This is a genomic window from Caldimonas manganoxidans ATCC BAA-369 (genome assembly GCF_000381125.1).
Lineage (GTDB): Bacteria > Pseudomonadota > Gammaproteobacteria > Burkholderiales > Burkholderiaceae_C > Caldimonas > Caldimonas manganoxidans.
Genome location: NZ_KB905978.1, coordinates 1 through 12,416, shown reverse-complemented (window position 1 = coordinate 12,416; position 12,416 = coordinate 1). Strand labels below are relative to the sequence as shown.

General features: G+C 66.3%; 11 protein-coding genes, 1 pseudogene and 1 riboswitch. Of the genes and pseudogenes, 5 read left to right on the top strand and 7 right to left on the bottom strand.

The window, feature by feature from the left end:
* From F615_RS0116345 to F615_RS0116325, 5 genes are all read left to right on the top strand, one after another.
* Positions 1–254 (top strand): ISL3 family transposase (locus tag F615_RS0116345; RefSeq protein ID WP_019562241.1); only part of this gene is annotated, 254 nt, incomplete at its 5' end.
* Between the two features lie 48 nt (positions 255–302).
* On the top strand, positions 303–719 hold the full coding sequence (locus tag F615_RS19255) for a DUF4357 domain-containing protein (RefSeq protein ID WP_211211819.1): 417 nt from the start codon (positions 303–305) through the stop codon (positions 717–719).
* A gap of 114 nt (positions 720–833) precedes the next feature.
* Entirely contained in the window at positions 834–1,310 is a 477-nt protein-coding gene (locus F615_RS18905; protein ID WP_019562240.1) for a virulence RhuM family protein, read from the top strand.
* Complete coding sequence (locus F615_RS0116330; RefSeq protein WP_019562239.1) at positions 1,307–1,915, top strand: transposase; 609 nt, start codon at positions 1,307–1,309, stop codon at positions 1,913–1,915. The genes F615_RS18905 and F615_RS0116330 overlap by 4 nt, the downstream gene beginning before the upstream one ends.
* Entirely contained in the window at positions 1,915–5,118 is a 3,204-nt protein-coding gene (locus F615_RS0116325) for a type I restriction endonuclease subunit R (protein ID WP_019562238.1), read from the top strand. Before F615_RS0116330 ends, F615_RS0116325 begins: the two co-directional genes overlap by 1 nt.
* Before the next feature lie 53 nt (positions 5,119–5,171).
* On the opposite strand, the gene F615_RS0116320 is transcribed toward F615_RS0116325, so the two are convergent.
* The 7 genes and pseudogenes from F615_RS0116320 to F615_RS20080 form a co-directional block, all read right to left on the bottom strand.
* Positions 5,172–6,473: a cobyrinic acid a,c-diamide synthase CobB gene (locus tag F615_RS0116320; protein WP_019562237.1), complete on the bottom strand. Its 1,302-nt coding sequence runs from the start codon at positions 6,471–6,473 to the stop codon at positions 5,172–5,174.
* A 4-nt stretch (positions 6,474–6,477) separates the two neighbouring features.
* The gene (gene cobO, locus F615_RS0116315; protein ID WP_019562236.1) at positions 6,478–7,104 is read right to left on the bottom strand and encodes a cob(I)yrinic acid a,c-diamide adenosyltransferase; all 627 of its coding nucleotides are present in this window, start codon (positions 7,102–7,104) and stop codon (positions 6,478–6,480) included.
* Complete coding sequence (locus tag F615_RS18900) at positions 7,101–7,907, bottom strand: ABC transporter ATP-binding protein (RefSeq protein WP_019562235.1); 807 nt, start codon at positions 7,905–7,907, stop codon at positions 7,101–7,103. The genes cobO and F615_RS18900 overlap by 4 nt, the downstream gene beginning before the upstream one ends.
* On the bottom strand, positions 7,904–8,908 hold the full coding sequence (locus tag F615_RS0116305; protein WP_019562234.1) for a FecCD family ABC transporter permease: 1,005 nt from the start codon (positions 8,906–8,908) through the stop codon (positions 7,904–7,906). Before F615_RS0116305 ends, F615_RS18900 begins: the two co-directional genes overlap by 4 nt.
* 20 nt (positions 8,909–8,928) lie before the next feature.
* A complete protein-coding gene (locus tag F615_RS0116300; protein ID WP_083932497.1) occupies positions 8,929–10,773 on the bottom strand; it encodes a TonB-dependent receptor domain-containing protein in 1,845 nt (614 codons plus the stop codon).
* 66 nt (positions 10,774–10,839) lie between these two features.
* Positions 10,840–11,094, bottom strand: a riboswitch (cobalamin riboswitch).
* 18 nt (positions 11,095–11,112) lie between these two features.
* Positions 11,113–12,018 carry an EamA family transporter gene (locus tag F615_RS0116295; RefSeq protein WP_019562232.1) on the bottom strand — a complete coding sequence of 302 codons (906 nt, stop codon included), beginning with the start codon at positions 12,016–12,018 and terminating at the stop codon, positions 11,113–11,115.
* 250 nt (positions 12,019–12,268) lie between these two features.
* Positions 12,269–12,416 (bottom strand): annotated as a pseudogene (locus F615_RS20080) (IS5/IS1182 family transposase); the annotation flags it as partial.

Sequence of the window (12,416 nt, the reverse complement as noted above, 5' to 3'; positions counted from 1 at the left end):
CGCGGCGCTGCCGGCTCGAGCCGTTCAAGAAGCTGGCCGCCACGCTCAAGGAGCGGTTCGACGCGGTGGTGCGCGGCATGGTCGATCACCGCAGCAACGCCTTCGTCGAGGCGATGAACGGGCTGCTGCAGCAGGCCAAGCGCGCCGCGCGCGGCTTCAGGACGAGCCAGAACTTCATCGCCATCGCCTACCTACGCATGTCCAAGCTCAAGCACCTGCCGGCCAGCCCGTTCGCGCCGGCGATGCCCCAGTGACGGTGTTGCTTTCCACACGAAACGACATGGAGCCCACAGCTTCCGGTGTTGTCCGAGGCTGACGCGGCCGATGCGGAAGGCTTCTTGGCTGACATCTTGCTCTGTCTGCCCGTATTCGGTGTAACCGTTTTCGAGAAGTCGAAAGCACCCGCGCACTTGCCGAACGGTCAGCAGGAATTGTTTCTACGTGCCAAGGGCATCGAGGCGCGCGGAATCGAAAGTGCCGAAGGCTTCATCGTGCGCTCTCGCTCGCAGGCCGTCAAAACAGAAGTGCCGTCCATTCACGCGTACTTGAGCGAGCTGCGTCAGTCGCTGCTTGCGAACGGAATACTGCAAGACGCAGGTGAGTTCTACTGCTTGACGGAGGACTACACGTTCAACTCGCCTTCCACAGCGGCGGGTATTTTCTTGGGCGCTCCGCCAATGGGCGCACAGAGTGGAAGGACGCAAAAGGGCGTACGTTAAAAGTCCTCCAGGAAGCGGCGGCGGCGTGAGCGCCTGGTTTACCCTGCTGCCCAAGCTGTTTTCTGGCAAACTGCGTATAAAAGACGCCGAAACGTTTCTCAGGGAGAGAACACCATGACCACGTTCAACCAACTCGTCATTTTCGAGTCGAGCGGACAGCCGGTGCAGGTGCGGTTGGAGGGCGAATCCCTCTGGCTGACGCAGCGCCAGATGGCCGAGGTGTTTGCCACCACGCCGGAAAACGTGCTCATGCACCTGAAGAACATTTTCCGCGATGGCGAGCTGGAGGAGGCGGCAACGACTAAGGATTTCTTAGCAGTTCAGACCGAAGGCAGGCGGCAGGTTCGGCGACAGCTCAAACACTACAACCTCGACGCCATCATCTCGGTCGGCTACCGCGTCAACTCCACCCGCGCCACACGCTTTCGCCAATGGGCCACGCGGGTTCTGCGCGAGCATCTGACCCAGGGCTACAGCCTGGACCGCCAGCGCTTTGAGCAAAACGCTGCCGAGCTGGAAGCGGCGTTGGCGCTGGTGAAAAAAGCCGCCGCGGGCGAGGCGCTCACGGCCGAGCAGGAGCGCGGGCGATGAACGGCCATGTCAGCGGGCCAGCGGCCGGCCGCTTTGGAAACCGTCGCTCCATCCGCCTGAAAGACTACGATTACACGCAGCCCGGCGCGTATTTCGTGACAATCTGCACGCACGATCGGCAATGCCTGTTCGGTGAAGTGGTGGATGGAGAAATGCGGTTGAACACGTGGGGCGAGATCGTGCGTGAGGAATGGTTCAAGACCGCACAAATACGCCCGTTTGTGCGATTGCACGATGCCGAATTCGTCGTGATGCCCAACCACGTGCACGGCATCATCTGGATCGTGGGGAATGACCATGTAGTAGGGGCGACGCGCCGCGTCGCCCCTACACGCCGCGTCGCCCCTACATCTGGACCCGCCCCCGGTTCCGTTGGCGCCATCATTGGGCAATTCAAATCGGTCACCACCAAACGGATCAACGGATTGCGGGGTAGACCCAGCGCCATCTGGCAGCGCAACTATTACGAACACATCATCCGCAATGAAGGCGCGCTCGCCCGCGTTCGCGAATACATCGCCAACAACCCGCGACAATGGGCGCTGGATGCGGAGAATCCCGCGCTTGGATCGCGTTGGATGCCGCCCGGATCTGGAGAACCGTAATGGCCTTTTTATCCGAAGCCGACGTCGAATCTGCGCTGCTGGACCAACTGGCCGCGCTGGGCTATGGCATCGCGCGTGAGGAGGACATCGGCCCCGATGGACACCGGCCGGAGCGGGAGAGCCACGATGAAGTGGTGCTGAAAAAACGCTTCGAGGACGCCGTGGCCCGGCTGAACCCGCATTTGCCAGCGGAGGCGCGTCAGGATGCCGTGCGGCGGGTGATGCAGTCCGAGCTGCCCCATCTGCTGGAGGAAAACCGCCGCCTGCACAGGCTGCTGACCGAAGGCGTGGATGTGGAGTACCACGCGGACGATGGCACCTTGCGGGCGGGCAAGGTGCGCTTGATCGACTTCGACGAGCCAGCGAACAACGACTGGCTGGCAGTGAGCCAGTTCGTGGTGATCCACGGCCAAAACCACCGGCGTCCCGACGTGGTGGTGTTCGTCAACGGCCTGCAGCTCTCCGTGATCGAGCTCAAGGCCCCGGGCAGCGCCGGGGCGCATCTTTGGGGCGCGTTCAACCAGTTGCAGACCTACAAGCGGGAGATTCCGCAGCTCTTCCACACCAACGCGCTGCTGGTCACGTCGGATGGCATCGCGGCGCGGGTGGGGTCGCTGTCGGCGGATATGGAGCGTTTCATGCCGTGGCGCACCACCGACGGCACGGCCATTGCCCCGAAAGGCGCGCCGGAACTTTCGACCCTGATCGAAGGCGTGTTCGCGCATCGCCGCCTGCTCGATCTGCTGCGCGATTTCACGGTGTTTGCCGAAACCGGTTCGGGGCTGGCCAAGATCATCGCGGGCTATCACCAGTTCCACGCGGTGAAGAAGGCGGTGGAACAGACGGTGCGTGCCTTGCCGCCCAAGCACGTCGCGCAAGAAGACCCGGCGGACTACGGCCTGCCGTCGGCCAAGACCCAGCGCCCCGGCGACCGGCGTGTGGGTGTGATCTGGCACACGCAAGGCTCGGGCAAAAGCCTGTTGATGGCCTTCTATGCCGGGCAACTGGTCAAGCACCCGGCGCTGGAAAACCCCACGCTGGTGGTGCTGACCGACCGCAACGACCTGGACGATCAGCTCTTTGCCACGTTTTCGATGTGCCGCGACCTGATCCGCCAAACGCCGGTGCAGGCCGAGGGGCGCGAGCATTTGAAGGAGTTGCTCAACCGGGCCGCCGGCGGGGTGATCTTCACCACGCTGCAAAAGTTCGGCGAAGTGGACGGGCCGCTCACCACGCGCCGCAACGTCGTGGTGATTGCCGACGAGGCGCACCGCAGCCAATACGGCTTCAAGGCCAAGGTGGATGCCAAGACCGGCGAAGTCTCCTATGGCTTTGCCAAGTACATGCGCGACGCGCTGCCCAACGCCTCGTTCATCGGCTTTACCGGCACGCCCATCGAAGCCGAGGATGTCAACACCCCGGCAGTGTTCGGCCATTACATCGACATCTACGACATCAGCCGCGCGGTGGAAGACGGCGCGACCGTGCCGATCTACTACGAGTCGCGCCTGGCGCGCATCGAACTGGACGACGACGAAAAGCCCAAGATCGACGCCGAGATCGAAGCCATTTTGGAAGACGAGGAGGAGCCCACCCGCGAGCGCACCAAACAGAAGTGGGCCACGGTGGAGGCGCTGGTCGGCGCCGACAAGCGCCTGGCCCTGGTGGCCCAGGACATCGTGCAGCACTTCGAAAATCGCGTGGCCGCGCTGGATGGCAAGGCAATGGTCGTCTGCATGAGCCGACGCATCTGCGTCAAACTCTACGATGAGATCGTCAAGCTGCGGCCGGACTGGCACAGCGACGATGACAACGCCGGCGCGGTGAAGATCGTGATGACGGGGTCGGCCGCCGACCCGGTGGAATGGCAGCCGCACATCGGCAACAAGGCAAGGCGCGATCTCTTGGCCAAGCGCGCGCGCGACCCAAAAGACCCACTCAAGCTCGTGATCGTGCGCGACATGTGGCTCACCGGCTTCGATGCGCCGTGCATGCACACCATGTACGTGGACAAGCCCATGCGCGGCCACGGGCTGATGCAGGCGATTGCGCGCGTCAACCGCGTGTTTCGCGACAAACCGGCCGGGCTGATCGTGGACTACATCGGCATTGCGCAGAATCTGAAGAACGCGCTGGCGCAGTACTCGCCGCGCGACCGAGAACACACCGGCATCGACGAGCGTGATGCGATTGCGGTGATGATGGAAAAGTACGAAGTCGTGCGCGACATGTTCCACGGCTTCGACTACCGGGCCGCGCTGGAGGGCTCGCCGCAGGCGCGGCTGGCGATGATGGCGGGCGCCATCGAGTGGATTCTGGACAAACAGCAGCAGTGGGCGGCGCAGGAAGCCACGCCGCAAGGCAAGAAGGCCGCGCACCGGCGCTTTGGCGATGCGGTGCTGGCCTTGTCCAAGGCGTATGCCTTGGCCTCCGCCTCTGACGAGGCTCGCCAAATCCGAGAGGAAGTGGGCTTCTTCCAGGCGATCCGTGCCGCGCTGGTCAAGAGCAGCACTGGCTCCGGAGTGACCCAGCAAGAGCGCGAATTGGCGATCCAGCAAATCGTCAGCCGCGCCGTGGTGTCCACCGAGATCGTGGACATTCTGAAGGCCAGCGGGCTCAAGAGCCCAGACATCTCCATCCTCTCGGACGAATTCCTGGCCGAAGTGCAGCAGCTGGAGCAGAAGAACCTGGCGCTAGAAGCCCTGAAGAAGCTCATCAACGACGGCATCCGCTCGCGCGCCAAGGTCAATGTCGTGCAAACCCGCGCGTTTTCCGAGCGCTTGGAGGCCGCGGTGGCGCGCTACCACGCCAATGCCATCACCACCGCTGAAGTGCTGCAAGAGCTGATCCAGTTGGCCCGCGACATCCGCGCCGCCCGCCAGCGTGGCGAGGAGCAAGGCTTGAGCGAGGAGGAAATCGCCTTCTACGACGCCCTGGCCGAGAACGACAGCGCGGTGCAGGTCATGGGGGATGAGAAGCTGCGCGTGATCGCCCATGAGCTGCTGGTGTCTTTGCGCGACAACGTGTCGGTGGACTGGGCGCACCGCGAATCGGCCCGCGCCCGCATGCGGGTGTTGGTCAAGCGTATCCTGCGCAAATACGGCTATCCACCGGACTTGCAGGATGCAGCGGTGCGGACGGTGCTCGCGCAGGCCGAAGCGTGGGCCGAGCGGTGGGTGCAGCCGACACTCAGCGTCCAGTGACGTGTGTCACGGCCATTGCTTCCCGGTGCAGGGTGTGCCGTTTGGCGCACGAGTCAGCGGCGCAGGAACAGCTCGGCCACCAGCTTCGGTGCCGAGGCGAAGTAGCCATGGAAGAAGCTCGCGGTGAGGCGGCCTTGCTGGTACACGGCTTCGGGGCCGCCGTAGCGGCGTGGCTGGGTGAGGTGGCTGGGGCGTAGCGCGGGGCCGGCTTCGAGGCGGCCATAGTGGAAGACATGGCCGCGCAGGCTGCCCAGCGGCGTGTCCCAGTGATGCAGGCCGATGCCGGCCAGGCGTTCGCCCATCACCGCGACGGCGTCGAGCAGACCGGCCATCGGGTGGTGCGTGCCGTCGAGCGTGCGCAGCTCACGGGCGCAAACCATCATGCCGCCGCATTCGGCCACGATGGGACGGCCCATGGCGTGGTGCTCGCGCAGGCTGTGCATGAAGCGTTGGCATTCAGACAAGGCTGCGGCGTGCAATTCGGGGTAGCCTCCGGGCAGATAGATGGCGTCGGCATCTGCGGGGATGGCTTCGTCGGCCAGCGGCGAGAAGGGCTGCACTTCCGCCCCCATGGCGCGCAGCATGTCGAGGTTGGCTTCGTAGCAGAACGAAAAAGCGGCATCGCGGGCCACGGCGATGCGCTGGCCGGCCAGCAAGGGCTCGATCATGGGCTCGGCCTCGAGCGGTGGGGGCTGCCAGGCCGTCAGGCTCGTCAGGGCATGGGCTTCCAGCACCAACGCGGCATCGAGTGCGGCCCACACGCCGGGCAGGCTGGCTTGCAATTCCTGCACTTGCACCAGCCCGAGATGGCGTTCTGGCAAGGTGCGACTGGCGCGGCTCAAATGGCCCCACCAGGGCAGGCCTGGAGGCAGGCTGCCGGCCAGCATGCGGGCGTGGCCGGGGCTGGCCACCCGGTTGGCCAGTGCCCCGATCACCCGCACACCGCGTGCGTGGCCGTGCATTTGCAAGCCCAGGGCCAGCGCGCCGAAGGTTTCGGCCATGGCGCCGGCATCGATCACGAGCAGCACGGGCAGGCCCAGTCGAGCGGCCAAGTCGGCCGCACTGGGGGACCCGTCATACAGCCCCATCGCGCCTTCGACCAGCAGCCAATCGGCCTGGGCGGCCGCACGTGCCAGCTCGCGGCGGCATTCGGTTTCGCCCACCATCCACAGGTCGAGGTTGCGCACCGGTGCGTCGGTGGCTGCGGCCAGATGGCCGGGGTCGATGAAGTCCGGCCCGACCTTGAAGGCGCGCACACGCTGGCCCTGGGCGCGCAGGCGGCGCGCCAGCGCACAGGTGAGCATGGTCTTGCCTTGGCCCGAGGCAGGCCCGGCGATCAATACGGCATGCACCATGGTTTCACCATTCGATGCCTGGCTGCGCGCGAAAGCCTTGTTCGAAAGCGTGCTTGCGCAGGCCCATCTCGGTGACCGTGTGGGCCGCCTCGATCAACTCGGGCGGCGCTGCGCGGCCGGTGAGCACCACGTGTTGGGCCGCGGGGCGTTGTGCGAGCGCGGTGAGCACGTCTTGCACGTCCACATAGCGGTATTTCAACGCGATATTGATTTCGTCGAGCACCACCAGCCCCAGCGATGGGTCGGTCAGCATCTCGCGCGCCAGCGCCCAGGCGGCTTGGGCCTTGGCCACGTCGCGCGCGCGGTCTTGCGTGTTCCAGGTGTAACCCTCGCCCATGACATGGAAGCGCACCGCCTCCGGAAATCGGCGGAAAAAGAGCTCCTCGCCACTGGGCATGGCGCCCTTGATGAATTGCACCACGCCCACTTTCATGCCATGACCCAGGGCGCGGGTCACCATGCCAAAGGCGCTGGAGCTCTTGCCTTTGCCATTGCCGGTGAGCACGAGGACCACGCCGCCTTCTTGTTGCGCCGCTGCGATCTTGGCATCGACCACGGCTTTCTTGCGCTGCATGCGCTGGCGGTGGCGTTCATTCAAGCCGGCATCGTCGTCGGTGTTCGGGTCGCTCATGAGGGTTTCTCGCAAACGGCATCGCTGGCCGGCAGGAAGTGTCGCAGGCCGCCCATGTGCAGCGCGCGCATGGGGCAACCGTAGGCTTGGCTCAGGTGGGCTTCGGTGAGCACCTCGGCCAGCGGCCCGGCCAGCAGGCGGGGCAGCCCGTCGGCGCCGGGCGGCAGGAAGAGCAGGGCGTGGGTGCAGCAGCGCTGGGCCAGGTTGACGTCGTGCAAAGACATCAACACCGCGCGGTCGGCCAAGCCAGCCAACAGGTGACAGACGGCCAACTGATGCGGCACATCGAGATGGGCCGTCGGTTCGTCCAGCAGCACCAATGGGGTGGCCTGGGCCAGTGCCGCCGCGATGGCCACCCGCTGGCGTTCACCACCGGAGAGGCTGCGCACGTCTTGCTCGGCCAGATGCGCCGCGTCCAGTGCGGCCAGCTGTTCTCGGGCGATGCGCTCATCCTCGGGCGCCAGCCAGCCAAAGCGCCCGGCGTAAGGCTGGCGGCCGGCCAGCACCACGTCCAGCGCGGTCAGTGCAAACACGTCGTGATGGTGTTGCGGGCACCAGGCGCGCAGGCGGGCCAGGGTGCGGGTGGGGATGCGGGGCAGGGGCCGACCGTCGATGGACACCTCGCCGCCTGCCGGGTCCAGCAAACCGGCCAGGGTGCGCAGCAGCGTGGTCTTGCCGCAGCCATTGGGCCCCAGCAAGACCCACCGTTGGCCGCGTTGCACACGCAGGTCGAGATCCTTGACGAGGATGCGCCGGCCCGCACGCACGCTGAGCTGCCGGGTGCACAGCAGTGCCGCAGTCATCCGCCTCTCCCATGGCGCAGCAGCAGCCACAGAAAGCTGGGCACGCCGATGAAGGCTGTGAGCACGCCCACGGGCAGTTGCAGGGGAGCCAACACGGTGCGCGCCAGGGTGTCGGCCAGGACCAAGAAGGCACCACCAGCCAGGGCGCAGGCCGGCAGGAGGATGCGCTGGTCATTGCCGAGGAGCAAACGCAGCGCGTGCGGCACCACCAAACCTACGAAGCCGATGCTGCCTGCCACGGTGATGGCCAGCCCGGCGGCCACCGAGGCCAGCAGCACCACGCACAGCCGCAGGCGGCGCACGTTCACCCCCAGCGCCTGAGCCGGGCCATCGCCCAGCAGCAGAAGGTTCAGGTCGCGCGCCAGCAGCAGGCTCAGGGCAAGCAGCATGGCCGCTCCAGCCAGCGGCAAGTGCCAGCGGTCGGCGCCATTCAGATCGCCCAGCAGCCAGAAAATCATGCCGCGCAGCTGGGCTTCCGGCGCCACGGACAGAATGAAGGCCACGATGGCGCCAAACCCCGCGCCAACGATCACGCCCACCAGCAGCAGCTGCACGCCGGCGCGAGCGCTGTCGGCCTGCCGGCGGAAGGCCCGCGCACCCAGCAGGAACACCAGTGCGGTGGCCGTCAAGGCCCCGGCGGCGGCGCCCAGGTTCACCCAGCCCCAGGCGGCGCCCGCCCACAGCGCCAGCAGCGCCCCCACCGAAGCCCCGCTGGAGATGCCCAACACGTAAGGGTCGGCCAGCGGGTTGCGCAACAGGGTTTGCAGCAGCGCGCCTGCCAAGGCCAGCAGGGCGCCGCAAGCCAAAGCGGCAAGCGCGCGCGGCAGCCGCAGGCCCAGGACGATGTCGGCGCCGATGTGGTCCCGCTGCCCCGCCAGCGCTGCCCACACCTGGGCTGCGTCCAACCGTTGGCTGCCCATGCCCAACGCGATCACCAAGGCAAGAGCCACTGCGCCCAACAGCGCCACGTAAACCACAGGCAGCGAGCGGGGGGTGCGCATCGGCTGTCGAGTCGCGGCGTTCAGCGCGGCGACCAACGCAAGCCGACGAACACCATGCGGCCGCCGGTGGCATAGGTCCGCGCGACTTCGTAGTCCTTGTCAGCGAGATTGTCCACGCGGGCCAGCACGGTCCAGTCTCGCGCCAGGGTGCGGCTGGCGTGCAGGTTCACCAGCCCGTAGCCGCCCAGGCGCACGGTGTTGCTGGCGTTGTCGAAGCGCTCGCCGACCAGCTTCAGATCGGCGCCGACCGTCCAGCCGCCAAGCATGGTGTCGGCCCCCAGCTGGGCATGGCGTCGAGCCCGCCGGGCGAGGATGCGGTCGGTGTCGGCATTGCGCGGGTTTTGAACATCGACGGACCCCCACAGGTTCACCCCGCCCAGACGATGCTCGCCCGAGAGGGTCACCCCTTCGAGGATCGCCTTGCCGGCGTTTTCATAGCAGCCGAAAGTGCTGGCGCAGGGGCCGGCCGCTCCGAAGTTGATGAGGTCGGTCACTTCGTTGCGGAACACCACCAGGCCGAACTGCGTCGCCCCCTGGGCATAGCGCAGGCCGGCTTCGAGGTTGCGCGAGGATTCGGGCTTCAAGTCGGCCACGCCGTATTGGCTGAAGCGTTGATACAGCGTCGGTGCGCGAAAGGCCGTGCCGGCCGACCCTGTCACGCGCCAGCCCGGTGCGAAGGCGTATGCATAGGCCGCTGCTCCCGTGGTCTTGCCGCCGAATTCGCTGTCGTCGTCGTGGCGGACATTGAGCTGCACGGTGTGCGTGCGGTCGGTCCATCCATAACCGAGCGCCAAGGCGTTTTGAGAGCGCGAGGCGTCGATCGCCGGAGGTCCGGAGTTGTCCAGGCGGTCCACCCGACGCTCCAACGCGGCGGTGAAACGATGGGCACCGAATTGCAGCTCATGGTGCCAGAGATAGCCATCCACCTTGGTGTCGGTGAGATAGGGGGAGGGCCGGGTTTCGTACTGGTCGCGTCCGCGGTTGGCGCTCAGCCGCATGCGGTAGGTGTCGCTCCAGCGGGCATCCCAGCTCACCCCGAGGGTATGCACTTCATTGAGGGCTCGGTCGTCGGCGGTGCTGGCAAAGCCGTCGTACTGGGTGTTGACATCGCTGAACAACGCGGTGGCTTCCAGCCGGTGGGCCTGATTCAGCGTCCAGCCCAGGCGGCCGGAGGCCGAGGTGCTGCGATAACCGTCACGATCGGCGAATCCAACGCCGGGCCGGGCATCGAAGCCGTCGCTGGTTTCGTGCCCAACGCTCAAGGCGTAGTCCACAGCGCCCGATTTGCCGTGAAAGCCCGCATCGGCCTTGCGGGTGCGGTGGCTGCCAAGCCCCAGGCCGATGCTGGGCGTGAAGGGGCCTGTCCCTTGGCGGGTGAAGATCTGCACCACGCCGGCGATGGCATCCGAGCCGTAGATGGCCGCCGCTGGCCCGCGCAGAATTTCGATGCGGTCGATCTGATCCACCGGCAGGGCATTCCAGTTGGCTCCGCCGGTGCTTTGCGAGTCCACGCGCACCCCGTCGATGAACACGGCAGTGTGGCGGTTGTCGGCGCCGCGCACGAACACGCTGGTGTTGGCCGTGGGCCCGCCATTGCGAACGAACTCGACGCCGGGCAGCCGCGTCAGCAAGTCGGCGACCGTCGTGGCGCCGCTGCGTTCGATGGTGTCACGCTCGATCACGGACACGTCGGCCACCACGTCCTCGAGCTTTTGCTCGACACGGGTGGCCGTGACCACCACCGTATCGAGCGTCGCAGACGAGGCCAACAACGTTTGCGCGGCGGCCGCGCATGGCAACAAAGCACACCCCAGGGGCAGGGACAACCATCGCGCAGCGCGACGGGCACGAACAGACGAGTTCATCGATGACGGACATTGAGAAGACCGTTTCGGCCCGCTTCCCCGCAGGCCAAAACCCACCGAGCGCGCGAACGCGCCCCCCTGTTGGCCGGTATCCGGGCTGGCAGAACGACTCCGGCCACCTTCCCAGCGCGGCCCGAAAAGGCCAAGCCAGTGGTCCAATGCCGAAGCTGAAGGGCGGTCAGTGGTGAAAGTCCCTTCGTCTGCTTACCGTTGCGGGGGCAGCGCAGGTTGGCTCGTCGGCGAGGCCGACGGTGCTCCCTGCTTCCCGTTTAACTGCCTGGCGGAATCGCCTGGGCGAGCACCAACATCACAAATTGTAATACGCTGCCCCAGCGCGTTTCAGCGGCCTTGCGTGCTCACGCCCCGCAGCATCAACACCACGCCGCACAACACGATGCCGGCGGCCAGCCATTCGGTGCCGGTGATGTGCTCGCCGCCGACGGCCACGCCCAGCACCATCGCGATCACCGGGTTGACGAAGGTATAGCTCGAGGCCAACGCCGCACTCGTGTGTGCCAGCAGGTGCATGTAGGCGTTGAAAGCGATCAGCGAGCCGAACACCACGAGATACAGCCATGCCCCCACGGCCAGTGGCGCGGGCGGCCAGGTGGGCGACTCACCGCTGGCCCAGGCCAGCACCATCAGCACCATGCCGCCACAGATCATTTCGCTGGCAAAGCCCATCGCGCCTGCAGCCAGCGGCAGGCTGCGCTGGCTGAGCACACTGCCCAGCGACCAGGTCAGGCAAGCCATGGCGATGGCCGCCAGCCCAGCGGGCGAAGCTTGGAAGCCCGCACCCTGGGTGAGCATCAGCACACCGCTCAGGCCCACGGCGATGCCAGCCAGCTCCATGCGGCCGGGCACCACACGCCACAGCAGGTTGAGGGCCGCGATCATCAGCGGCACCACGGCGATGAAGGCCACCACCAGGCCCGAGCCCACCGTTTGCTCGGCATAGGCCGTGCCCCCCATGCCCCCGCCCAGCATCAGGGTGCCCACCACCAAGGCATTGCGCCATTGCTGCAGGTTGGGCCAGGCCGCGCCGCGCCAGCGCATCCAGGCGGCCAGCACCACGCCGGCCAGCACGAAGCGCGTGCCCATCTGAAAAAAGGGCGGGAAGCTGATCAACGCATACTTGATGGCCAGGTAGGTGGAACCCCAGACCAGCCACGTGGCGGCCAGGCACAGCATCACCAGCGGGCTGAGCGCCGGCGGGGAGGGCAGCGAGGTGGCGGCAGAAGTCATGGCGGGCGTCGTTATCGAATGCGGAGCCGCTATGCTAGAAAAGTCAGAGGCGCCATTGAAGACGGATTCAACGAAGATGAGGTCGGATAACCTTGAATCTCAAAGGAAAACTAGGGAAACGCTGATCAAGCCCCGCGCCGCGGCGAGATTGTCCTGCGCGGGGCGAAACGGAGCGTTTTTGGCGCGTTCTACGGCCTCGAGGGCCTTACTGGCGGGCCCTTCGGCGCCCGCCCGGGCCATGATGGGCCCATTACGGGCGCACCAATGCCGGCACGCGCCGTGCGGCCATGTACAGGTTGACCATCGCCAGCGCCGTGAAGGCGCGGTTGGCGTTCTTGGCCAGGCCTCGGTAGCGCACCTTGGCAAAGCCCCACAGGCGCTTGAGCACATGAAACGGG

Coding starts and splice junctions, on each gene's coding strand:
- F615_RS0116320 (WP_019562237.1), bottom strand. CDS start 6,473: ATGGTGCATGCCGTATTGATCGCCGGGCCTGCCTCGGGCCAAGGCAAG.
- F615_RS18905 (WP_019562240.1), top strand. CDS start 834: ATGACCACGTTCAACCAACTCGTCATTTTCGAGTCGAGCGGACAGCCG.
- F615_RS0116300 (WP_083932497.1), bottom strand. CDS start 10,773: ATGAACTCGTCTGTTCGTGCCCGTCGCGCTGCGCGATGGTTGTCCCTG.
- F615_RS18900 (WP_019562235.1), bottom strand. CDS start 7,907: ATGACTGCGGCACTGCTGTGCACCCGGCAGCTCAGCGTGCGTGCGGGC.
- F615_RS0116330 (WP_019562239.1), top strand. CDS start 1,307: ATGAACGGCCATGTCAGCGGGCCAGCGGCCGGCCGCTTTGGAAACCGT.
- F615_RS0116305 (WP_019562234.1), bottom strand. CDS start 8,908: ATGCGCACCCCCCGCTCGCTGCCTGTGGTTTACGTGGCGCTGTTGGGC.
- cobO (WP_019562236.1), bottom strand. CDS start 7,104: ATGAGCGACCCGAACACCGACGACGATGCCGGCTTGAATGAACGCCAC.
- F615_RS0116295 (WP_019562232.1), bottom strand. CDS start 12,018: ATGACTTCTGCCGCCACCTCGCTGCCCTCCCCGCCGGCGCTCAGCCCG.
- F615_RS0116325 (WP_019562238.1), top strand. CDS start 1,915: ATGGCCTTTTTATCCGAAGCCGACGTCGAATCTGCGCTGCTGGACCAA.